We start from the raw sequence: 23600 nt of genomic DNA, 5'->3' as shown, positions 1-23600 counted from the left end.
CTCCATGCAGGTAGATAGGGCTACGCGGAGGGGATTAATCAGCGATTGTTATAACTAAGACGCTGTACGCGCACAACACCCTTAACTCCGGCATCCGGATATTTTGTCTTATAATACTCAGTCAAATCCTCGTAAAACCAAAGACGATTGAAAGAAGAGCCGGCAATTTGAGTGATAATGGCATCGTACGGGCGTATCATTTGTTCAGAGCCCGATTGAAAGATAAAGGTCCATTTTACATGCGTAACGATTTGCGCATCTGGTGGTAACAATTTATAGGAAGTAGGAAGTTCTGCATGAGGACCGTTTTCTCTGTGATATATCCCATTTAATAGTGGAGTATAATCTGCATCTACAAGTACCCACGTTGAGAGTGCCTCATTAAATACATAACCGCTGCCGACAAGGTACGATGAGGTATTCCGTAAATCATCTTCTATGATGCTTTTGAGTTCTGCATCAACCGCATACGTAAGTTGAATCTTAAATGGTGCTTTATGTTGGAATATAATTTCTCTTAATTCATACCTGACTGTGGAGCCATCAGTGGAGGGATTTTCAAGAGGGCTTATCTTAACCTTTAACTTGTAATCATATCCCTTATTATACTCAAAGCCTTCTATTTGATCTGGAGCTATATATAGTTTTTCATTATTCCCCTCAATGCTACATTCCATAATTTGAACACGAGGATGGGTTGGAGTTGAAGGTGTAGCTTTTATCCATACTAACTCAGGCGATACGGACATGGTAACGATATTCTCTACATTGTTATCGTCCTTATCACAACTAATAAAACAGAGTGTGTAAAGAAGTAATAACATTATTCCAAATCTTTCTTTTGCTCTCATAATACTGATCGAATTAAGGTACAAAATTATTTCGCTGCAAAGTAGAGCAAAATAAAGGATAAAAACCTTGATTTGAATCAAGATTTTCTTTTCAATACAATTCTTTTTCTAATCCGGCTTAAGGTTTCCGGTGTTATCATTAAATATGAAGCCATTTCTCTGAGTGTTATCCTGTTTAGTACGTCAGGACATTTTGTAACTAATGATAAATACCGTTCTTCCGGAGTATCGCAATACAGAGACTTGAGCCTCTGCGCCATTGAAAAAAGAACAACTTCTGCTATCCTTCTGCCAAGAAACTGAGTCTCCATACTACTATTGAAATATGAATTTATTTCAGATATAGAAAGCATATATATAACGGAGCTTTGAATAGCTTGTATATTGGAAATTGCATAACTATTGTTCTGCAAAGGCGAATAATTGCCGAGAATTTCGTTCTCAAATGCATAAGACAAAATATGCTCTTTTCCATCGGAATCATCACAGGTATATCTGAATGCACCTTTCTCAAGATAAGCTACAAAAGGGAAATTCTCTTCTGCCCTGCAAAAATACTCGCTCTTTTCTAAGGTAATTCTCTTACCCTTACTAAGAAACAGATGAATGAAATCACTAAAATCGAGTATTTCATTGTATATATTGAATTCTCCCATAAGCGTACTATTTTTTATTTGAACAAATGTACATGAAATTCATCTGTTTCTATGTCAGTCTTATAAAAAAAAGCAAGGCAATCTTCTTTCGCATCGCATTGCTCCTGATGCGAAGACCATTTTCTATGGGGCCGAAGCTCGGGGAGATGCACAGGTAGATTCGGATATAGACTTACTCATATTGCTGGATGGTGATCATTTGGCACCTGAACGTGAATTGGAGATTACCCGTCATTTGTATGAAGTGGAAGTGGAGACCGGGGTGATTATCAGCCCGATGGTAGTGTTGCGTCGTGTATGGGAAAGAATCACGACCCCATTCAGCATTAATGTAATGAAGGAAGGGATCGTGTTATGAAAGAAAAACTTGATTCCGAAAGTCGTGCCGCCATTGTGAATTATCGTTTGGAACGTGCTTATGAAACCCTGAAAGAAGCTGATTATAACACAATGCAGCCGTTAACCGTCTTTATTATGCTTGCTATTATACTGCTTCTGCACTGCTGTTAAATTGTGAGATAGAAGCCAATACACATAATGGCGTAAAGACACAACTTTCTATGTATTTTGTTCGCACCGGGCATTTGAGCTTAGATCATGGCGCAACCTTTAGCCTTCTATTTGAAAAACGTCAGGCAAGTGATTATAGTGACTTTGCATATTGTGATCTTGCTTTGGTAAATACACTTCGTCCACGGGCTGAGGCCTTTATTAATGCAATGGAACAATTGATAAACAAAGAGTGATGTATCTTGCCTACTGTCAGACAGAATACACCACTTCATGTGCCTTCCCCAGTTGCGGAACTTCCAGCTCCCCGAGCATTGTATCCAGTACCGCTTCCGGAACCATAAATTCCCGTTCACGATTTTGTTTCCTCCATACCGCATACGGCTTTTCGATATAAAGAATCTTCACTTTAACCCCGTAAGTGAGGAATAAATCAATCAGTTGCGAGCTTCTTCCTTAGCTTTCTGTACCACCCTGCCATTGGCAGCCTTATCAGTAGGGTTAACTTTGTACTTTCGCCGGATAGCATCGAGGCTTATCACAGGAATATCCTGTGGCAATGTACGGATATAATGATCTTTCCCCATTCCTGGCAAACCGGATAATAAGATAACTTCACACCGGAAATTATCATGTGGAATATAATCTATATACCCATCCTCAGCATGAAAGTACTGAAAGCGGGCATGATCTGTTGCAAAGCTTCGTGCCTTTGCCTCTTACTCTTTATTCATCCTTACAATGCGCGGCATGAATTTGCCCTGCACTTCTACCAATGTCTCTTGGGGCTGCATCACCCGGTCGATGTTCTTGTAGGCTAATGGCATCTCTTCGATGCTGCCTCCAATCAGTGTGACCCCGGCCTGCGAGAGAAATTTCTTCATGGCCGACTGGGTGAAACTCTCCTTTGCCTTCTGGCGTGACATAGCCCGTCCGGCACCGTGCGAAGCGGAACATAATGACTCTTCCACACCCTGACCTGCTACCAGATAACCGGGAGTTGCCATGCTTCCGGGGATAAGTCCCGGTTGCCCAGCCTGTGCAGGAGTAGCCCCTTTGCGATGCACGATGGCAGTGCGTCCGGGTGCAATCTCCTCTTTCCAGGCGAAGTTGTGATGATTGTTCACGTTCGCCATTGGCTTCAGTCCCAGAGCTTTCGAGAGGTTCAGATGAATTTGTTTGTGACAGGCACGGGCATAGTCGCCTGCCAGGTTCATGCTCATCCAGTATTCCTGTCCTTCTTCCGAGTTCAAGTCGAGCCAGGCAAAATGCTGCGCTTCACGCGGAAGTTTGCAGACTTCACGGGCTATCCGGCTGTAATGCATGGCAATAGCGGCTCCCAGTCCGCGCGAACCGGAATGTGACAGCAATGCCATATAATTGCCTTCGGGCAGTCCCAGCATATTTTCTCCTTGCAGAAGAAGCTCTCCGAACTCCACGAAATGATTTCCACCACCGGAACTGCCCAACTGACGGATGGCCTTCCCGCGTAAGCCCCTCAGAAGAGGTGTTAAACGGAATTCTTCCCGTTCTGTCACTTCATGTTCTTGTGCAAAGGTCAGGCCGCCCTCCATGCCGAAGTGAGTGTAGTCTTTCAACGCCTCTTTTATCTGATGTGAGTATCTTTTCAGATAATCCGCTTTGGCATCGAACACCGTCAAACTCATCCGGCAACCAATATCCACCCCTACGGCATAGGGGATGACGGCGTTGTCCGTGGCGAGTACACCGCCGATGGGCAGACCGTATCCGGCATGTGCATCGGGCATCAGTGCCCCGGCTACGCTGACGGGGAGCTTCATGGCCAGGTTCATCTGCTGTTTGGCAAGGGTTTCTATGAACTTGCCGCCATAGGTTTTATAGGGCAACGGCTCGTCGAGCAAGTCGTATGCTGTGAACTTCTTTTCGATGAGGGTGGGGGACAGGTGTTCGGCCAGTTTGCCCCATGTCTCATTCTCTTTATAAGTATCGGGGTTTTCCAGCACGTCGCTCAGTGTCTTGATAATCTGTTCTTTGCTTTGGTGCTTGCAATGTTTGCCGACAATGGCTACTGCCAGACTGCGTGCTACATTGTCTCTATATCCCAGCTTACTTAAATCTTTTAATCGTATTCCCATATTTTCTTTTTTCATGTGTACGCATACGGCATGGGCTGCCCGCCTCGCGACGGGGCAGTGCAATATGCGTTTGTACCCAATGCATGGGATGATGATAGGTACAACACTATCTGTCCACTGCATTGAAGTGAATAATAATAAAATTATAAATGTGATTGTAGGACTAATCAAGAAAATTGCAAAGCCCCATCATCCCGATGAGTCAACTTAGTCCTGGCTGAGATATTATAGTTCCAACATAAATTAGTCCCTTTCTTTCAGTTTTAAAGGGGTGAATACTGTGTTTAACAGTAGCAAAAGTAATGCATCTTTTTAAAGTATGCAAGGAAAAGGAACGTTTTTTTGCAGATGTAAACAGTTAGAGTATCTTCTTACAGCATCAATCCTTGGAGTCTGTATGGCATTGTCCGGACTGATTAGGTCAAAGATATTCTAAAGAATAGGTAAACTTTAAGAGATAAAGTTAGCGATGATCGTCTTTTAAGCTATAATCATCCCACCACTTCCTGTATTCGTGGGATATGGGAGTAGTGGGTATTTCTTTATACTGTTGTATTTGTTTTTGAAGTGAATCTATCACCTTGTATTTTTCTTCCAATATAAGGCGAAGGACAACGAGTACCAGAATCAATATCATGTACATGCAGAAAGCAGTAATGTGTATAAAGAGGAAGAAATTTAGTTTCCTTCTGTTGTAGGGGTGTGATGAGTATTTCATAGTATTTAAAATTGAGTTATAATATGTAGTCTATATGATAGTTCTTCATTGGGCATGAGTAATGCTGATGCTCTAAATGAATAAATCTGCAATAGAATGTCAGATGGATAGGACTGGACTGAGGTTTGCCGAGTATTAAATTACCGACAAACTGTATTTTGTCTCTTATTTCTTTGAGACAAGTTGAATTGAGAGTTTCAAGAACCTCATGATCCTGCGTTTTTATGATATACATGGCAGATGTTTTTCCTTGTTGTATAAACAGGATTATCTTGTACCATCGGGAGTTTTGTCTCGTGAGTACTTTGTAGGATTTGATAATGGGTGTTTGCATGTTCAATACTGTTAAAAGGAACGCACCTAAAACAGTTTACCATCCCTACTGAGGTCTGCAACAACCCGGACAAGCTAATAAACTGAATAGGTGCGCATATCGTAAGTTGTTGAACATACGAATGACCCTTCAGTTTAGGCTTGTCCATTTTTGAAGTTGCAGTTTCAGTATGGAGACTAAACTAAATTCTATAAAATGTACTTCGTTGTGAAGTACATTGCAAATATAAGCGAAAAAGATTAATAATGCGAGTTTATAGTTGAATTAATATAGGAAGAGCACCAATTACTCTAAATGGTAACTTTATTAACATGCTGGGGTCACTTTATTAACCCCACACGGTAACTCTATTTACATACAGAGGTAAAGGTCGTGACATACCGAGATAAAAGTCGTTACAATATGAGGTAAAGGCCGTTACATCCTGCGGTCTGTCTTAAACTCGTTGACGGAGTTAACTCCCCTCTGCACAGAAAGGAATTAATTCCGTCAACAAGTAAAAAGCTAATTCTTTATAATGTAGCAATCTCTTCTTCGGAAAGACCAGTAGATTTAATAATTACATCTATGGGAGTATTGAGTTCTTTTAGGGAAAGAGCTATACTATAACGCTCTTCTTCACGCCCCTCTTCACGCCCCTCTGCGCGTCCTTCTTCACGCCCTTCTGCGCGTCCTTCTGCACGTTCCGTATAGATGTTGTCTCGGAGGATAACAATATTATCCAAATGCCGATAATAGGCCTTCAACTCGTCTTTAGTCATCCTGTCTATCTTCAGGTGTTCACGAACCTCCTCTAAACCGGGAGCAGTAGCGCTGTCGGGAATATCACCTGTATTCAGATAATGAATCCATTCCTCTAACGGGCTTTTGGCCACCTGATTGAAATCATTTACTTTCAGAATATAATACTCGGGATAAAGTTGGCTGACAGTATCAACACTGAAAGTCTGTTTCTGAAAAGGAGTTAGTTCCAGAATATCCCCTTCATGGATGCCGCGGAACTCTGTTTTGCCATGATATACGATATCTTTTCCATTGCCTAGGGAGAAATATACGATATTAACGCTGTAAACTTTGCGTACTTTATCGTATCCTTCGCCACGATTGATGTATTCCGTCACAAGCTTGGAAGTGTCGAACAGCATGCGCTGGAAGTAAGCATATTCATTGTTATTCTGGACTTCAATCAGGATAAGTTCGCCTTTCGAATTTTCAGCAAGCATATCCACACGATTATACTTATCAAACTCATCCTCTTGATTACTTTCGCTTTCCAGAAGTTTCTGAATTTTGATGTTTTCTTTCAAAAGGGTAGTTAGGAATCCTTCCAGTACCCCAAAATTGGCTTTGTTGCGCAGCAGACGCTTCATTGCCCAATCGAAACGAATATAATTACCAGCCATAAGTTCGTCTCCTTTCTCTTGTTTTGTTTTCATTTCAACAAAGGTAACTGGAAAATGTTGAATATCAAACGGTGGATATGGATTTATTTTAAGTGCACGTTCGCATTCTTTTATTAAACAACAAAAGCTGTCTCAAAATTCTGAAACAGCTTTTGTATGGAAAAAATATGGTGTAACTTTTTATACTCCGCTGAATGCACTAAATCCGCCATCTATCGGCAGCAATGCACCCGTCACGAAACTTGCCGCATCGCTGCACAGAAATTGTACGGCGCCGTTCAGTTCGTTGATATCTCCAAAGCGTTTCATCGGAGTTTTGGCTAAAACTTTCTTGCTGCGGTCTGTCAGCGAACCGTCAGGATTGATAAGCACGGCACGGTTTTGGTCGCCGATGAAGAAACCCGGAGCGATAGCATTCACACGGATGCCGTCTCCATACTTCAGTGCGAGTTCGCTTGCCAGCCACTGAGTGAAGTTAGCAACAGCTGTCTTAGCTGCCGAGTAACCCGGAACGCGGGTGATAGCGCTGTAAGCAGCCATGGAAGATACGTTTACGATACAGCCTTTACCTTGCTTAGCCATCACTTTGCTGAATACCATAGAAGGATAAACGGTTCCGTTCATGTTCAGATTAGTCACTTTCTCCCAGCAGGTAACGTCCATGTCGAAGAAGTTCTGGTCGGGAGCCAGCGTAGCACCCGGCATATTGCCACCGGCAATGTTGAGCAGGATGTCGATACGTCCCCATTTGGCAACGATGTCATCAGCCAATTTTTCAAGGCTGGCGATGTCCAATACATTACCTACGATGCCGATCACATCTTCACCGTAAGCTTTCAGTTCTTCTACACGTTTGTCCAGTTGTTCCTGGCGGATGTCAACGGCTACTACTTTGGCGCCTTGCTCCATGAAACATTTGGCAATGCTGCCACCCAATACACCACCTGCACCGGTGATAACGGCTACTTTACCTGCAATACTGAATTGTTCGTTCATAATCTCCTTATTTAATTATTAGTTTTTAATTGTTTATTTCATCCTGCACCACTGCCATCATTCCTTCTACCTGTGCCAATGCCAGCATACGGCCGTGGAATGAATATCCGGGGTTATATCCCTTGTCTTCGTCACCCAGCATCATCCGCCCGTGGTCTACGCGCATAGGCAGTCCCGGGTTTTCTTTCTCAAAGATGCGGATGAGGTCAATCAGATGTCCGCGTCCGGTCAGGTGCGAGCTCTCTATAAAGTTGCCTCCGGGCATGGCAGCCGTGCTGCGCAGGTGGACAAAGTGAGTACGTTTAGCGAATTTCTTTGCCAGTTCACGAGTATCGTTATGCTCGCCTGCACTGAGGGAACCGGCGCAGAAGGTCAGTCCGTTGTGCGGGTTATCCACTGCATTCAGGAACCAGGCGATGTCCGCTTCGTTGGTGACAATGCGCGGCAAACCTAATACCTGGAACGGAGGATCATCAGGATGCACGCACATATTCACACCATATTCTTCGCAGACAGGCATGATGGCGGAGAGAAAATAACACATGTTTTCGCGTAGCATATCACGGTCGATACCTTTATAGAGGGCCAACAGCTTCTTGAAAATGTTCACCGGATTCTTATCTCCTTCTTTGATATTTCCGTTGACGAAACCTTGCGTCTTTACGATGATCGTGTCGATGAGATCATCCTTTTCTGCTTCGGTGATGGTCTTGTCCAGTTCTGCAACCTTTGCCAGTTCTTCGGCGGAGTAGTCCTTTTCGGCTCCTTCGCGTCCGAGGATTCGAAGGTCGAAGTAAGCGAAGCGAACACGGTCGAAATAGAGTGACGAAGTGCCGTCTGCCCAGGGATGTTGCAAATCCGTGCGTATCCAGTCGATAACGGGCATAAAGTTATAGCATACGGTTTTCACACCGCACTTGCCCAGGTTTGCCAGACTGACTTTATAGTTTTCTATCAACTGTTCACGTTCCGGTCCGGCATACTTGATCGCCTCGCAAACAGGTAGGCTTTCTACTACAGACCAGCGCAGGCCGTAAGACTCGATATAGGTTTTCAGATCGTTGATAGCCTCTTCGGTCCATATTTCACCATTGGGTACATCGTGCAAGGCAGTCACAATTCCTTCCACGCCGATTTGCCGCAGCATGTCGAGCGTGATTTTGTCTTTCTTGCCAAACCATCTCCAGGTTTTTTCCATAACATTTATATATTAATAGTTTAACTGATTCTTGACTGCAAATATACGTGCAAAAATAATGCTGTGATAAATGGATATTTGCAGAATATATGCGGATTTTTGCATGTATGCGGTAGCATTTCTATTGTCTTTCCTTATCTTTGTGTGTGAATTAAACTTTGCAGAATATATGCGCCGACCGATTATAAATGAAAAGTTGCCTATATCGGAGTCGAATCCGATCAAGGCACGGCATTACGATTATGATCGTTTCACTTATCCGTGGCATTTCCACAGTCAGTATGAAATCATTTATGTAAAGGAGAGTCATGGTCTGTGCTTTGTAGGCGACTGCATTGAGAAGTTCTCTGCGGGTGATGTGATTCTGTTCGGTACTAATCTGCCCCATTACATGCGGAGCAATGATATTTATGGTTCGGAGAACGCCACTTCACGCGTGCAAGGGACTATCATTCAGTTTGAGCAGAACTTTATGCAGTATTCCTTTGATTATTACCCTCAGTTTCAGCAAATAAAAATGCTGTTGGAGGAATCGAAGAGAGGTATCATCTTTCCGAAACAGGATGCAACCCGAGTAGGGGAGTTGCTTTCCGGCTTTCTTTCATTAAGTGGTTTTCACCAGATAAGTGGGTTGCTGGATTTGTTGCAGGAGCTGGCAGTCAGTCCGCAAAGAAGGACGCTGGCAAGTCTGCATTATTACGAAAAGTTTCCTACGCTGGGGAACAAGCGGATTGATAAAATCATTTCCTTTATAAACAATAACTACACCCGTAACCTCAAATTGAATGAAATAGCCGGAATGGCGAGCATGAACTCCAGCGCCTTCTGTCGTTACTTTAAGGAGAATATAGGGAAGACGCTTTTGCAGTATGTGATGGAAATGCGTGTGGGATATGCTTGTAAATTGTTAGCATTGGGAGAGATGGATATTTCGCAGATAGCTGTGGAATGCGGCTTCGATTCGATCACTCATTTCAATCGCACGTTTAAGCAGTTGGTTAATCTGACGCCGACGCAGTACAGGAGTAATATTATGAAATAATAGGGAATGTTTTTGAAATAATTCTGTTCACAATGAAACATTCTTTATTGTGATTTGCTTCAAATTAAAAATAATGTTTACTGATTCCGGCAGATAATCGTTGCCTTTTGTCAATAGCAAATTTATGTATTATTAACGGGAATACTGCCAAGATGAGTGTCATGACTCGAATGTCTTGTGATTGTGAATTTCTGATATCTTTTGCCTGTGGTTAGCGAGGCAAATGCCACACTTTATTCTCCTCTATGCCACATCTTAGTCCGTTGAATGCCACATGTTTAAACTGTTGAAGTGTGGCATTGGAGACGACGGAGTGTGGCATTACGGTTGTGCAAGTGTGGGCTCACGCTTATATAAGTGTAAGCCCACGCTTATATAACTGTGAACTATCGGAGCCTGCTGCGTTGAGGGAATAAAAAAACGGGGAAGCAGTTGCTTCTCCGTTCCTATATGCCATGAAATGTAGTTTAATGCAAAGTTGAATAAAGATTATCTATAAAAGGATGTTACAAAGATACGATATTGAGAAGGTGATGTCAAGTGTTTCGCTAATTATTTCCGGTTTGCATATTTGTTTTTTTATGGACTATAAAAAAAGAGAAATCCTGATAGCTAATTATTTGACTATCAAGATTCTCTCTAAGAGCGGAAGACGGGGCTCAAACCCGCGACCCTCAGCTTGGAAGGCTAATGCTCTATCAACTGAGCTACTTCCGCAATTTTTGTGGGCAAAGATGGATTCGAACCACCGAAGTCGAAAGACAGCAGATTTACAGTCTGCCCCATTTGGCCACTCTGGTATTTGCCCTTTTGCACTTTGAAATCTATCTCAATTCTCTCATTGAGTAGCTTTGTTTCTCAATTGCGGTGCAAAGATACGACTATTTTTGTAAACTCCAAGCAAAATCGATCATTTTTATTGCAGTAATTGCACATTCGTCACCTTTGTTACCCAGTTTGCCACCGGCGCGGTCCTCGGCTTGCTCCATTGTATTGGTGGTAATTAATCCGTAAATAACTGGTACGTTGCCAGTTGCGTTCAGTTGAGCAATTCCGTTGGTGCTTCCCATACAAACATAGTCAAAATGTGGAGTATCTCCTCTAACTACGCAACCAATTGCAATAACTGCATCCACATTACTATATTCAATGAATTGGTTGGCTCCAAAAATTAATTCAAAGCTACCCGGAACTGTTTTCACCAAAATGTTTTCGTCTCTGGCACCATGTTTTTTTAAAGTATTTATTGCGCCCTCTAAAAGTTTTCCGGTGATATTGAAGTTCCACTCAGAAACAACAATGCCGAACTTCATTTCTTTAGCATCAGGAACAGAGTTGAAGTCGTAGTCTGAAAGGTTATGATAAGCTGTTGCCATAGTTATTCTAAAATTAATAATTAAAAATAAAAGGGGGATAAAAAAGAAACGGATTACACGGATTTCACGGTTGTTTCTTTTTTATCCGTGTAAAATCTGTGTAACCCGTGTCTGATATACTATATAATAAGGTATATTACTTCTTCAGCAGTTTGGCTTGCTCGATGTACTTATCGATATCCATTGACTGGTAAGAACGGAAATATTTGTCCTTAATCTTGGTATATGCTTTGATAGCGTCGTCATACTTGCCTTGCTTAACGAGGATTTCTCCGGCTTGTTGCAAGTAGATAGGACTGAGTGAATTGTTATCAGCTTCGTCAGCAGCGCTCAGCAACATAGAAGCAGCTTTGTCTAGCTGGCCTAATTGTGCGTAGCAGTTACCCATTGCACCTTTCATTGCAGGAGCTATCATCTGGTCTTTTCCGCTGAAGCTATCCAGTGCTTTCACAGCAGCTTCGTATTGTCCCAGGTGAGCGTAGCAGATACCCATATATGCTTTTGCCAGGTTGGCAGCTTTGGTTCCACTGTATTCGTCAGCAATTTTAGCGAAACCTACGAATCCGATACTGTCGCCATTCAATGCCTGTTCGTAAAGGTCGGCCTCAAAGTATTCCTGTCCTTTGAACAATGCAGCCTGTGCCTTTTCTTCCCGCGGTTCAGCATAAAGGTTCTTGTACATTACTATACCGGCTACGATGATGATTACTGCTACTACAGCGCCGATAATTGCTTTTTTGTTTTTAATGAGAAATGCCTCCGATTGTGACAATGCTTCTTCCACATTCAGGGCTTCGTTAGCTTTCTTTTGTTCTGCCATTTTATATATTCTTTTTGTTATTATTCTTATTTAGCCATTTCGACCCGCAAAAGTAACTTTTTTATAGGTATCAACGAAATTTAGCGGCATCTTTTTTTCTTTTACACTTGAAAACCCGAAATTCTTCCTACTTTTTGATAAGCTAAGCTTCACCTCCGCATTAAAAATAAGCATGTTTATTTTGTACTGCATTCGGTTTAGATAAATCTCTCACATTCGGAAAAAAGAATGAATTCTCTTTTCGCTCACTAAATCGAGATTTTGCATTATCTTTGTAACTGAATTTACTGCTGTAATATGATACTGAAACGTATATCCATACTTAATTATAAGAATCTGGAACAAGTTGAGCTCTCATTCTCACCCAAGTTGAACTGTTTTTTCGGACAGAACGGCATGGGGAAAACGAATTTGCTCGATGCCATTTATTTCCTTTCGTTTTGTAAGAGTTCGGGCAATCCTATCGACTCGCAAAACATCCGCCATGATCAGGAATTCTTTGTCATTCAAGGTTTCTATGAAGCTCCCGACGGTACGCCGGAAGAGATCTATTGCGGTATGAAGCGCAGGCAAAAGAAACAATTCAAGCGGAATAAAAAGGAATATACCCGCTTGTCCGATCATATCGGATTCTTGCCTCTGGTCATGGTTTCTCCTGCCGACTCAGAATTGATTGCCGGAGGCAGTGACGAGCGTCGGCGCTTTATGGATGTCGTAATTTCGCAGTATGATAAAGAGTATCTGGAAGCTCTGATACGCTATAATAAAGCGTTGGCTCAACGAAATACGTTGTTGAAAAGTGAAGTCCCGGTAGAAGAAGAGTTGTTTCTCATTTGGGAAGAGATGATGGCACAGGCCGGTGAGATTGTTTTCCGCAAGCGGGAGGCTTTTATCAGTGAATTCATTCCTATTTTCCAGTCATTTTATTCTTTTATCTCACAAGATAAGGAGCAGGTAGGGCTGACTTATGATTCGCATGCCCGTGACGCATCCCTGTTAGATGTAATAAAAGCAAGTCGTGTGCGTGACCAGATTATGGGATACTCTCTGCATGGCATTCACAAAGATGAACTGAATATGCTTCTGGGTGATTTTCCTATCAAGCGGGAAGGTTCGCAGGGGCAAAACAAAACCTATCTTGTTGCCCTGAAATTGGCTCAGTTTGATTTCCTGAAAAGGACCGGCACCACAGTGCCTTTGCTTCTGCTGGATGATATCTTCGATAAACTGGATGCCTCCCGCGTAGAGCAGATCATCAAGTTGGTAGCCGGTGATAACTTTGGGCAGATATTCATAACAGACACGAACCGGGAACATCTGGATCGCATTCTTCATAAGGTAGGCAGCGATTACAAAATGTTCCAGGTAGATCAAGGAGTCATAACAGAACGGGAGGAGGATGAAGCATGAAGCGTAACGATGCCGAACAAATAGGTAAACTGATACGTACTTTCCTTCGGCAGGAGAGTCTGGAGTCGCCACTCAATGAGCAGCGGCTCATCAACTCATGGGCGGAAATTCTTGGCCCCACTATTGCCTCTTATACCCGCGAACTCTATATCCGCAATCAGATTTTATATGTTCATCTGACCTCTGCCGCTCTGCGCCAGGAGCTGATGATGGGGCGTGACTTGCTGGTACGTAACCTGAACCGTCATGTAGGTGCGCAGGTAATCACGAATATCATATTCAGATAGGGATTAGTGGTTAGTTATCAGTGATAAACTATCCACTCTCTGTATCTTCAATGCTTTCAATTCTTCTATGGCACGATTGTAATAAACAGGCGTTTCCAAGTCTTTATTGTTATGCGCATCCAGCCCGATGATGGCAGTACAACCTTCATTGGCGGCAATGTGCCAGAAGTCCGGGCAGGGATAAGTCTGCAAATTGTGCGCCTCATTATAAGCTACATAACCGATATTATATTCCAGCGGAATATGAAGGCGTGCGGCTGTGCGGCAGATATGGCGGCTGATTAACTTACAATGACGGTCGAACTGAGGATATGAGCGCATGAATAAATCCGGGTGAGCCAGACAGCAGAATAAACCACTCTCCATTCCCTCGATGGCACTCTCTTCATAGAGTTCCATCATATCGAGGTTCTCGGTATGATGCCCGAAGTAAGGGAACTTCTCATCTGTATGGTAATGGTGATTGCCGAACAGGATATAATCCAGTTGATACTCTTTGATTTTTTCTTTCAGCCAATGAATATAAGCGGGAAAATACTCGCATTCCAATCCGATTTTGATACTGATCTGATCCCGGTATTTCTCGCGGAGCGAGCGCAGACTTTCTACGTATCCGGGTAATTCTTCGGGGAGCATACGCATGTCAGCCACATAATCGGTGTGATACTTCCACGGAGTGTGGTCTGAAAATCCCAGTTCCTGATAGCCGCCTTTGATGGCGCTGAGCACGTAGTCTTCGTCGCTACCCGTAGCGTGCATGCAACGGGTAGTATGAGTGTGATAATTTGTTTTCATTGAATTGTTATAATCGTATCCATGCGGATGTCGAATGGCTCCGCAGGCACTTCTTCCACTAATTGAAAAGGAAAACAGATGCCGGCTTTGAAAGCCGTGAGGCGGGGGAGCAATCGGTCATAATAACCTTTGCCTCTACCCAGACGGTTACCTGCATTATCGAAAGCTACGCCGGGAACGGCGACAAAGTCGATAGCTGCATAGTCGGTGAAGAGTTCTCCGGTAGGTTCTTCAATACCATAACTTCCTGTTGCCAGATCTTCGGGACCGGTATAGACACGCAATTCCAGATCGTCACCTACGACAACCGGAAGCAATATCCGCTTTTCACGGCTCCACTTCCGGACAAATTCATGCGTATCGACTTCGTCCTTCAGTGAATAATAGAGCAGGACGATATGTGCCGCCCTGAAAGCCGGGTGGGCTTCCAGGGCGGCAAGTATTTCAGCAGACTGGGATTGATGCGTAGTGGTAAGCCCGTGCCGGGTCTTTAACAATGCCATACGCTTCCGCAGTTCTTTTTTTCTTTCCTTCATCTTTCGTTTCTTCTTTCACAACATCTTCCGGAGCTTTGGGAAATGCTTCGCCGTTCTCCAGAATTTCCAATGCCTTTTGTACGGTAGGATCGCCCTGGTTGATATACCTTATATAAGGCTCCCTGCCTAATATATTATAGATAATGTTTCCATAAAGGTTTCTTTCCATCAGCTTGTAGGACTTGTGAATAAGGATATTGCGTCTCTTCACTCCCTTACTGTCTGCAAAACGGATAAACTGTTCTACGATGCCTTGCTGACGAAGATATTTCAGCATGTCTTCTTCATTTTCGAACTCATTCAGTTTAGCCCGGTTGCGGTCGGAATACTGGAAGCTGAACTGTAAAGTCAGTCCTTTATTGAGCACTTCAATCAGATAAGAAGAGGTTCCTGTGGTATCCTGCGGTACGAATACGTCCGGCATAATACCACCACCACCGTAAACGGGACGTCCCAGACGGGTGGAGTAGCGCAAATTCTCGTCCAGCTTGATGCTATCCTTAGAGAAGAATTCACCATGCTCGTAGCGGGTCAGCCAATCCATTTCGTACTTGGCGTCCTTACCATTCTTATACGGACGTTGTATGCAACGACCGGATGGAGTATAGTAGCGGGCGATTGTCAGGCGGATAGCAGAGCCATCGCTAAAGTCAATCGGTTGTTGTACCAATCCTTTTCCGAATGAACGGCGTCCTACGATTGTACCACGGTCATTATCCTGAATTGCTCCTGCAAAGATTTCACTGGCGGATGCCGAACTTTCATTGGTCAGCACAACCAAAGGCATTTTCTGGCAACTGCCTGTTCCGTTGGCATAATCTTCCATACGGGGGTATTTGCGTCCCTGGGCATAGACAATAAGTTGTCCTTCCGGCAGGAATTCATTCACCATACGCACGGCAGCCTCCATGTAACCACCGGTGTTGTCGCGCAAGTCAATAATAATTCCCTTACAATTCTGATGACTGAGTTGAGCAATAGCATTCAGCAGTTCTACATGAGTGGTACGTCCGAACTTACTGATTTGAATATATCCATAATCATTGCTGAGCATATAAGCTGCATCAATTGTATTCTGTGGAATATCACCGCGGGTGATGACGAAGTCCAGCAAATCTTTTTCTGTAGCACGTTTGACACCCAATTTCACTTTGGTTCCTTTCGGACCTTTCAAAGTGCGCATGGCTTTCTCATTGGTCAGTTTTATTCCGGCGAACAAGCTGTCGTCTACCATAACGATGCGGTCGCCTGCCATCAGTCCTACTTTCTCGGACGGACCGCCTTGAATGACACTGTTCACATGAATCGTATCATCCTGAATGGTGAATTGAATACCGATACCGCTGAAACTGCCTTCCAACTCTGAATTAACTTCCTCCAGATTCTGGGCAGGAATGTAAGTAGAGTGGGGGTCTAACTCAGCCAATATCTGTGGCATTGCTTTTTCCACAAGATCCGTCATGTTGACGGTGTCTACATACTGGTCTTCAACAACCCGCAACAAAGCATTCAGCTTGTTGGACGAGCCATTAATAATGCCCAGCGTATTTCCGGCGAAATGCCTGGCATAAAATGTTCCGATCAGAATTCCCATTACCACGCTGATTGCAATGACGAGCGGGGTAAAGCGGGAAGAGTTTTTTGTACTCATATCTTTTAGTTGTTAGCTACGAGCTACAAGCTACGAGTGGTGGCTGGTATGCTTCGCAGATTTTAGTTTATTGTTTGTTTAAGGTCTTTATTCTTTACTTGTAGCCTGTAGCTCGTCACTTGTAGCTACATAAACTACCTCGATACCTGCACGCTTCAAAAGTTCGATACCGTCTTCCAAACGGTACTTTTCGGAGTAAACCACTCGTTTGATACCTGCCTGGATAATCAGTTTTGAACATTCGATGCATGGCGAAGCGGTGACATACATAGTGGCACCGTCGCTGCTATTGTTAGAGCGTGCTATTTTCGTGATTGCATTCGCCTCGGCATGCAACACGTAAGGTTTGGTAACGTTGTTATCGTCTTCACATACATTTTCAAAACCGGCAGGCGTTCCGTTATACCCGTCAGAAATGATCATTTTATCTTTGACGATGAGTGCACCTACCTGGCGGCGTTTACAATATGAATTTTCCGCCCAGATACTTGCCATACGTATATAACGCTTGTCCAGTGCTTCTTGTTTTTCTTTAGCAGAACCTTCCATAGTCTTAATTACCTGAGTTACGTTGTGGAGCGAAAGAGATGAACTTTACAGTCTGTCCCTCTTTGTAATAAATATATAGATTCTTATTATCTCCTCCATATTTGAATGCACTCTTTAGTCCGTCCATAAAGGCCTTACCTAAATACTTATCCCCATCGGTTCCTCCTCCATTTTTTATGGTAATCTTTAATTCCCGATTATCCCCATTTGCACTCCAGTCACCATTGACAGAGGCGCTGGTGGCTTTCCCGCTAAAAGTCCCGATTGCTACATCGTTTACGTTAGCACCTTCAAACACTAAAGTGTAATTATCTCCTGTAATCGTCTTAAAACTTTTTTCTCTGGCATCTTGATCGTTTTGCCAGAAGTCGTACATTTTGTTTTGCCCTTCCACTGCAATGTAAGTCATGTACCAGGTTTTTCCGGTGAAGATGTCAATGACATCGTCTTCCTGATCACAAGCGCTCAATACGGGTAAGAAGAGAGCGACTAACAGTAACTGTATATAGGTCTTCATCTTTTTCATTTCTTTATTCCATTTCTGATTAATAATGCATCAATAGTTGGTTCTTGTCCGCGAAAGCGTTTGTATAGTGTCATCGGGTGTTCTGTTCCTCCTTTGGAAAGAATGTTTTCCCTGAAGGAAGCGGCTACTTCCGGATTGAAGATTCCTTTTTGTTTAAACAGTGAGAAAGCATCTGCATCCAGAACTTCCGCCCATTTATAGCTGTAATATCCGGCAGAATAACCTCCGGCAAAGATATGCGAGAACTGTGTACTCATACAGGCATCTTCTACCATAGGAAGAATCTGTGCTTTCTTCCATGCTTCTTTTTCATAAACCTTCACGTCGCCATCAAATGGGGTAGTACGGGTGTACCATGCCATATCCAGTAATCCAAAGCTAACTTGACGCAGGCAGGCATAAGCGGCATCGAAATTAGAAGAATCTACAATGCGCTGTACCAATTCGTCCGGGATGAGTTCTCCGGTCTGATAATGTCTGGCAAATGTGTGAAGGAACTCCTTTTCAATAGCGAAGTTTTCCATGAATTGAGAGGGAAGTTCCACAAAGTCCCAATATACATTTGTACCGCTCAGGTTTTCATAGGTGGAATTCGCGAACATACCATGCAGGCTATGCCCAAATTCATGCAGGAATGTCTCCAGTTCACCAAATGTCAGTAAGGCAGGCTTGTCTTTTGTCGGCTTGGTGAAGTTCATCACAATAGATATGTGTGGACGACTGTTTTCACCGGTTGTCTCGTCAATCCATTGTTCTTTATAAGAAGTCATCCATGCGCCTGCACGTTTACCGTCTCTGGGATGGAAGTCTGTATAGAGCACGGACAGGAATTTGCCGTCTTTGTCGAATACCTCATATGCATCCACATCCTTATGGTATACCGGTATATCGCTGTTTTTCTTGAAAGTAATGCCATACAAGCGGGTGGCCAGACCGAATACACCGTCTTTTACCTTGCTCAGTTCAAAATAGGGACGGAGCATTTCATCATCTATCCGGAATTTCTGGTCTTTCAGTTTATGGGAATAATAAGACCAGTCCCAAGGCATCACTGTGAAGTCACTGCCTTCCAGTTGGCGTGCCAAAGCCTCTACCTCTGCATATTCTTGCTTGGCGGTGGGAGTGTAAGCGTCCAGTAGCTGATCCAGCAGTTTATATACATTGCCACTGTTTTCTGCCATTCGCTCTTTTAGGTTATATTCAGCAAAACTGCTGTATCCCAAAAGTTGCGCAATAGCCAGGCGGGTATTAACAAGCTTCTTTACAATCTCCAGATTGTTGGTTTCATTGTTATGGGTACATTTGGTATTATATGCCATATAAAGCTTACAACGCAAATCGCGGTTACTGGCATACGTCATAAACGGGCTATAACTGGGGGCCTGCAAGGTGAATACCCATCCTTCCACGCCTTTTTCTTTGGCAGTTTCTGCGGCTGCATCAATGGCGCTTTGCGGCAGGCCGGCAAGTTGTGCAGGGTCTGTCAGTACCAGTTTATAGTCGTTGGTTTCTTTCAGGTTGTTTTCTCCGAATTGCAGGGTTAGCAAGCTAAGTTCTTTGCTCAGAGCACGGTATTGCTCTTTGGCTTCTCCTTCGAGATTAGCTCCACTGCGAACAAAGCTATTGTACACCTTCTCCAGCAGCTTATTTTGCTCGGGAGTAAGATTAGCCTGGTCTTTCTGGTCATACACTGCCTTAATGCGTGCAAATAACTTCTCATTCAGAGTGATGTTATTGCCATGTTCGCTCAGCAACGGCATGATGGATTTTGCCAGTTCCTGCATGTCATCGTTGGTTTCCGCACTCAGCAGATTGCCGAATACAGTGCTGACTTGGTTCAACAGTTCGCCGGACTTCTCGTAAGCAGCGACCGTGTTGGCGAATGTAGCCGCTTCCGGGTTATTGGTAATAGCATCAATCTCCGCATTGTGACGGTTGATACCTTCACGAATGGCGGGTTCATAATGTTCGGTCTTTATCTTTTCAAACGGGATAGTACCGTGAGGCGTAGAATACTTTTCAAAAAAAGGGTTTTGAGCCTGTATTATATTCATAAAGCAGAGTAATGTTAGCGTTAGTTTTAATTTTATCATACTTACTTAGGTTCGGTAAAAATAATCTAACCGCAAAAGTGCAAAAAAAATAGCTGATTTAATGAATAACCCGTTGTATTTTAACAAAAAACAGGCAACCTCGTCGAGATTGCCTGTTTTAAATATTATTTTGTACTCTGCTTATTAGTTGTTAACTGAAGCCATGTGAGCGATCAGGTCAAGAACCTTGTTAGAGTAACCGATTTCGTTGTCATACCAAGATACAACTTTTACGAAAGTATCAGTCAAAGCGATACCAGCTTTTGCATCGAAGATAGAAGTACGAGCGTCACCCAAGAAGTCAGAAGAAACTACTGCATCTTCAGTGTAACCCAGGATACCCTTCAATTCGCCTTCTGAAGCTTCTTTCATAGCAGCACAGATTTCAGCGTAAGTAGCCGGTTTAGCCAAGTTAACTGTCAAGTCAACTACAGATACGTCCAAAGTCGGAACACGCATAGACATACCAGTCAATTTGCCGTTCAAAGCAGGGATTACTTTACCTACAGCCTTAGCAGCACCGGTAGAAGACGGGATGATGTTGCCAGAAGCGGCACGACCACCTCTCCAGTCTTTCATAGAAGGACCGTCAACTGTCTTCTGGGTAGCAGTTGTAGAGTGAACTGTAGTCATCAAACCATCCAAGATACCGAACTTGTCGTTCAATACTTTAGCGATAGGAGCCAAACAGTTAGTAGTACAAGAAGCGTTAGATACGAATTGAGTACCTTTCACGTATGTTTTTTCGTTTACACCGCAAACGAACATCGGGGTGTCATCTTTAGAAGGAGCAGACATTACTACATATTTTGCACCAGCTTCGATGTGAGCTTGAGCTTTGTCTTTGCTCAGGAACAAACCAGTAGATTCAACTACGTATTCTGCACCTACAGCATCCCATTTCAAGTCAGCCGGGTTTCTTTCTGCAGTGATGCGGATAGCTTGGCCGTTAACGATCAGCTTGCTGTTTTCAACATCTGCTTCGATAGAGCCGTTAAACTGACCGTGCATAGTGTCATACTTCAGCATGTAAGCCAAGTAATCTACCGGGCAAAGGTCGTTAATACCAACGATTTGAATATCGTTTCTTTCCATTGCAGCGCGGAATACGAAACGTCCGATACGTCCGAATCCATTAATACCTACTTTAATCATTTTGTTTAAACTTTTAAGGGTTTTATAATATTTGTTCAAATATCTCTCTTCTCTTGCGCATTTATTTCTGAAATGCGGTGCAAAAGTAAGAAAATGTTTTTATATTCGCACTTAATTTTATAATTAAATAATGGAAGTGATGGGAAAAAGTTCATTTTTACAAGATTTTAAATCATTTGCCATGAAAGGCAATGTGATAGATATGGCTGTCGGTGTAATCATCGGTGGCGCGTTTGGTAAAATTGTATCTTCTGTTGTGGCAGATATTATCATGCCGCCTCTCGGTTTATTGGTGGGAGGTGTGAACTTTACGGACCTGAAGTGGGTGATGAAACCTGCTGAAGTTGTGGACGGTAAAGAGATTGCCGCCGTAACCTTGAATTATGGAAATTTCCTGCAAGTGACGTTTGACTTTCTCATTATTGCTTTTTCTATTTTCCTGTTCATCAAGTTGCTGACCAGGCTGACGGCTAAGAAGGAGACAGAAGCTCCCGCAGCACCTCCTGCTCCTCCTGCACCTAGTAAAGAAGAAGTCTTACTGACAGAAATCAGGGATATCTTGAAAGAAAAACGATAAAAAGAACAAAAAATAATCCTCACTGTACCCGGTCCGTGTCTGGCCCGTACCTGGGCCGTATCTGGTCCAAACGCTTAGGTACGGAGCAAATACGGATCGGATACGGTGAGGGTAATAGGCGGTAGGAAAAACGGGACAATTCATTCCCTGTCAGCAAGGAGTTAACTTCCTGTCGACAAGAAATTAACTCTTTGTTGACAGGAAGTTAACTCCTTGTAATATCTTGATTATCAGTAATGTTTTTAAAGCTGATTTGACTATGTTCTATGTGTCTTTCCGGTTACCAAATTCATTAATTATGTTATGAAATATAGATTTTCTGGCTATTATTCCCGTTATTTTCTTACTTTTTTCTACTTTTGCGGAACATTTTAATTAAATCCATACAGATTATATGCAAGAAAAGATTGTCATTCTTGATTTTGGTTCGCAGACTACGCAGCTTATAGCCCGTCGTGTCCGTGAATTGAATACGTATTGCGAAATTTTACCTTATAATAAGTTCCCGGAGGGGGATGAGAGTGTAAAGGGGGTTATTCTTTCGGGAAGCCCGTTCTCTGTATACGATGAAAGTGCATTTAAAGCTGATCTGAGTGAAATTCGTGGAAAGTATCCTATTCTGGGTATCTGCTACGGTGCGCAGTTTATCGCTTATACCAATGGCGGCAAGGTGGAACCTGCCGGAAGTCGTGAGTACGGACGTGCACACTTGAGCTCTTTTGACAAGGATAATGTGCTGTTCAAGGACGTGAAGGAAAATACACAGGTGTGGATGAGTCACGGAGACACAATTACGGTTATCCCTTCCAATTTCAAAAAAATAGCTTCGACGGATAAGGTGGCGATTGCTGCTTATCAGATAGAGAACGAAAAGGTGTGGGGAGTACAGTTCCATCCGGAAGTATTTCACAGCGAAGATGGCACGCGGATGCTGAAGAATTTCGTGGTGGATGTTTGCGGTTGCAAACAGGACTGGAGTGCTGCTTCCTTTATTGAAACAACGGTTGCCGAATTGAAGGAACAGTTGGGTGACGATAAGGTAGTTCTCGGTTTGAGCGGTGGTGTGGATTCTTCCGTAGCTGCTGTATTGCTGAACCGCGCTATCGGTAAGAATCTGACTTGTATCTTCGTAGATCACGGCATGCTCCGTAAGAATGAGTTCAAGAATGTACTACACGATTATGAATGTCTCGGTCTGAATGTTATCGGCGTAGATGCCAGTGCCAAGTTCTTTGCAGAACTGGCAGGTGTAACGGAGCCTGAGGAAAAGCGTAAGATTATAGGCAAAGGTTTTATCGAAGTATTTGATGAGGAGGCCCATAAGATTAAAGATGTGAAATGGCTGGCACAGGGTACGATCTATCCTGATTGTATCGAGTCTCTTTCTATTACCGGTACGGTTATTAAGAGTCATCATAATGTAGGTGGTTTACCTGAAAAGATGCACCTGAAACTTTGTGAGCCGCTTCGCTTGTTGTTTAAAGATGAGGTTCGCCGTGTAGGTCGCGGATTGGGTATGCCTGAACATCTGATTACTCGTCATCCTTTCCCTGGACCCGGTTTGGCTGTGCGTATTTTGGGTGATATTACTCCGGAGAAAGTAGCTATTTTGCAAAATGCGGATGATATCTTTATTCAGGGCTTGCGTGACTGGAAAGTGAAAGAAGCTGATGGTAGCGAAACTTCTCTTTATCATCAGGTTTGGCAGGCGGGCGTTATCTTGCTTCCCGTGCAATCAGTTGGTGTGATGGGAGATGAACGTACGTATGAACGTGCCATTGCGCTGCGTGCTGTGACTTCTACGGATGCTATGACGGCAGACTGGGCACATTTGCCTTACGAATTCCTGGGTAAGGTTTCCAATGATATTATTAATAAGGTGAAAGGGGTGAACCGGGTAACTTATGATATTTCGTCAAAACCGCCTGCAACGATAGAGTGGGAGTGATTCATATACAGAAAGCCCCGGAATGCTGAATATCCCGGGGCTTTTTGCATGT

The 23600-nt window shown here is 43.3% G+C and carries 22 protein-coding genes, 2 tRNA genes and 2 pseudogenes; 7 read left to right on the top strand and 19 right to left on the bottom strand.

The genetic code is table 11. From position 1 onward, the window contains the following. Window positions 1-38: 38 nt before the first annotated feature. Together BN161_RS27900 and BN161_RS00580 are read right to left on the bottom strand one after the other, a co-directional pair. Entirely contained in the window at window positions 39-851 is an 813-nt protein-coding gene (locus tag BN161_RS27900) for a DUF4377 domain-containing protein (RefSeq protein ID WP_125910708.1), read from the bottom strand. 77 nt (window positions 852-928) lie between these two features. After that, the gene (locus tag BN161_RS00580) at window positions 929-1507 is read right to left on the bottom strand and encodes a Crp/Fnr family transcriptional regulator (protein ID WP_044262130.1); all 579 of its coding nucleotides are present in this window, start codon (window positions 1505-1507) and stop codon (window positions 929-931) included. A 43-nt stretch (window positions 1508-1550) separates the two neighbouring features. Here BN161_RS00580 and BN161_RS00575 point away from each other — a divergent pair, with 43 nt between their 5' ends. Beyond that, on the top strand, window positions 1551-1865 hold the full coding sequence (locus tag BN161_RS00575) for a nucleotidyltransferase domain-containing protein (RefSeq protein ID WP_044262128.1): 315 nt from the start codon (window positions 1551-1553) through the stop codon (window positions 1863-1865). Then, window positions 1862-2253 (top strand): annotated as a pseudogene (locus BN161_RS30900) (HEPN domain-containing protein). The gene BN161_RS00575 and the pseudogene BN161_RS30900 overlap by 4 nt, the downstream one beginning before the upstream one ends. 16 nt (window positions 2254-2269) lie before the next feature. Here the strand turns inward: BN161_RS30900 and BN161_RS30975 are convergent. From BN161_RS30975 to uxuA, 6 genes and pseudogenes are all read right to left on the bottom strand, one after another. After that, a pseudogene (locus tag BN161_RS30975) lies at window positions 2270-2730 on the bottom strand (poly(A) polymerase); the annotation flags it as partial. Between the two features lie 6 nt (window positions 2731-2736). Continuing rightward, a complete protein-coding gene (locus BN161_RS00560) occupies window positions 2737-4134 on the bottom strand; it encodes an RtcB family protein (protein ID WP_044262124.1) in 1398 nt (465 codons plus the stop codon). A 463-nt stretch (window positions 4135-4597) separates the two neighbouring features. Continuing rightward, window positions 4598-4852, bottom strand: coding sequence for a hypothetical protein (locus BN161_RS31125; protein ID WP_044262121.1), 255 nt, complete (start codon window positions 4850-4852; stop codon window positions 4598-4600). Between the two features lie 846 nt (window positions 4853-5698). After that, entirely contained in the window at window positions 5699-6622 is a 924-nt protein-coding gene (locus tag BN161_RS00550; RefSeq protein WP_044262120.1) for an Rpn family recombination-promoting nuclease/putative transposase, read from the bottom strand. Between the two features lie 147 nt (window positions 6623-6769). Then, window positions 6770-7585: an SDR family oxidoreductase gene (locus BN161_RS00545; protein WP_007215389.1), complete on the bottom strand. Its 816-nt coding sequence runs from the start codon at window positions 7583-7585 to the stop codon at window positions 6770-6772. A 25-nt stretch (window positions 7586-7610) separates the two neighbouring features. Then, window positions 7611-8783: a mannonate dehydratase gene (gene uxuA / locus BN161_RS00540; protein ID WP_044262118.1), complete on the bottom strand. Its 1173-nt coding sequence runs from the start codon at window positions 8781-8783 to the stop codon at window positions 7611-7613. Window positions 8784-8853: 70 nt separating this feature from the next. Here uxuA and BN161_RS00535 point away from each other — a divergent pair, with 70 nt between their 5' ends. Continuing rightward, the gene (locus tag BN161_RS00535; protein WP_044262117.1) at window positions 8854-9825 is read left to right on the top strand and encodes an AraC family transcriptional regulator; all 972 of its coding nucleotides are present in this window, start codon (window positions 8854-8856) and stop codon (window positions 9823-9825) included. A 644-nt stretch (window positions 9826-10469) separates the two neighbouring features. Here BN161_RS00535 and BN161_RS00530 read toward each other — a convergent pair. From BN161_RS00530 to BN161_RS00515, 4 genes are all read right to left on the bottom strand, one after another. Beyond that, window positions 10470-10542, bottom strand: a tRNA-Gly gene (locus BN161_RS00530). A gap of 8 nt (window positions 10543-10550) precedes the next feature. Beyond that, window positions 10551-10633: transfer RNA gene (locus tag BN161_RS00525), tRNA-Tyr, on the bottom strand. A 73-nt stretch (window positions 10634-10706) separates the two neighbouring features. Continuing rightward, window positions 10707-11201, bottom strand: coding sequence for a 6,7-dimethyl-8-ribityllumazine synthase (gene ribH, locus BN161_RS00520; RefSeq protein ID WP_044262116.1), 495 nt, complete (start codon window positions 11199-11201; stop codon window positions 10707-10709). Between the two features lie 136 nt (window positions 11202-11337). Next, complete coding sequence (locus tag BN161_RS00515) at window positions 11338-12021, bottom strand: tetratricopeptide repeat protein (protein WP_044262115.1); 684 nt, start codon at window positions 12019-12021, stop codon at window positions 11338-11340. A 297-nt stretch (window positions 12022-12318) separates the two neighbouring features. Here BN161_RS00515 and recF point away from each other — a divergent pair, with 297 nt between their 5' ends. Beyond that, window positions 12319-13431 (top strand): DNA replication/repair protein RecF, encoded by a 1113-nt coding sequence (gene recF / locus BN161_RS00510; RefSeq protein ID WP_022208806.1) that lies wholly within the window; start codon window positions 12319-12321, stop codon window positions 13429-13431. Then, window positions 13428-13718, top strand: coding sequence for a DciA family protein (locus tag BN161_RS00505; RefSeq protein WP_007212658.1), 291 nt, complete (start codon window positions 13428-13430; stop codon window positions 13716-13718). The genes recF and BN161_RS00505 overlap by 4 nt, the downstream gene beginning before the upstream one ends. A 3-nt stretch (window positions 13719-13721) precedes the next feature. Here the strand turns inward: BN161_RS00505 and BN161_RS00500 are convergent, their stop codons facing one another. The 7 genes from BN161_RS00500 to gap form a co-directional block, all read right to left on the bottom strand. After that, window positions 13722-14513, bottom strand: a complete 792-nt coding sequence (locus BN161_RS00500) for a histidinol-phosphatase (RefSeq protein ID WP_044262112.1) — start codon at window positions 14511-14513, stop codon at window positions 13722-13724. Next, window positions 14510-15016 carry a 5-formyltetrahydrofolate cyclo-ligase gene (locus BN161_RS00495; RefSeq protein ID WP_007215411.1) on the bottom strand — a complete coding sequence of 169 codons (507 nt, stop codon included), beginning with the start codon at window positions 15014-15016 and terminating at the stop codon, window positions 14510-14512. Before BN161_RS00495 ends, BN161_RS00500 begins: the two co-directional genes overlap by 4 nt. Further along, the gene (locus BN161_RS00490; RefSeq protein WP_044262110.1) at window positions 14958-16700 is read right to left on the bottom strand and encodes a S41 family peptidase; all 1743 of its coding nucleotides are present in this window, start codon (window positions 16698-16700) and stop codon (window positions 14958-14960) included. The genes BN161_RS00495 and BN161_RS00490 overlap by 59 nt, the downstream gene beginning before the upstream one ends. Before the next feature lie 87 nt (window positions 16701-16787). Further along, window positions 16788-17249, bottom strand: a complete 462-nt coding sequence (locus tag BN161_RS00485; protein ID WP_007212662.1) for a dCMP deaminase family protein — start codon at window positions 17247-17249, stop codon at window positions 16788-16790. A gap of 4 nt (window positions 17250-17253) precedes the next feature. Continuing rightward, a complete protein-coding gene (locus BN161_RS00480) occupies window positions 17254-17775 on the bottom strand; it encodes a DUF4847 family protein (protein ID WP_044262107.1) in 522 nt (173 codons plus the stop codon). Further along, window positions 17772-19829 carry a M3 family metallopeptidase gene (locus BN161_RS00475; RefSeq protein ID WP_044262100.1) on the bottom strand — a complete coding sequence of 686 codons (2058 nt, stop codon included), beginning with the start codon at window positions 19827-19829 and terminating at the stop codon, window positions 17772-17774. The genes BN161_RS00480 and BN161_RS00475 overlap by 4 nt, the downstream gene beginning before the upstream one ends. A 183-nt stretch (window positions 19830-20012) precedes the next feature. Further along, window positions 20013-21023 (bottom strand): type I glyceraldehyde-3-phosphate dehydrogenase, encoded by a 1011-nt coding sequence (gene gap / locus BN161_RS00470; RefSeq protein ID WP_007215415.1) that lies wholly within the window; start codon window positions 21021-21023, stop codon window positions 20013-20015. A gap of 139 nt (window positions 21024-21162) precedes the next feature. Here gap and mscL point away from each other — a divergent pair, with 139 nt between their 5' ends. Both mscL and guaA read left to right on the top strand, forming a co-directional pair. Next, a complete protein-coding gene (gene mscL / locus BN161_RS00465; RefSeq protein ID WP_044262383.1) occupies window positions 21163-21600 on the top strand; it encodes a large-conductance mechanosensitive channel protein MscL in 438 nt (145 codons plus the stop codon). Between the two features lie 394 nt (window positions 21601-21994). Then, window positions 21995-23548, top strand: a complete 1554-nt coding sequence (gene guaA / locus BN161_RS00460; RefSeq protein ID WP_044262097.1) for a glutamine-hydrolyzing GMP synthase — start codon at window positions 21995-21997, stop codon at window positions 23546-23548. The last annotated feature ends 52 nt before the right edge of the window (window positions 23549-23600 follow it).

This window comes from Bacteroides timonensis (assembly GCF_000513195.1).
GTDB lineage: Bacteria > Bacteroidota > Bacteroidia > Bacteroidales > Bacteroidaceae > Bacteroides > Bacteroides timonensis.
Note: the sequence above shows the minus strand (reverse complement) of the source record. Positions and strands in the feature narration are given on the sequence as shown.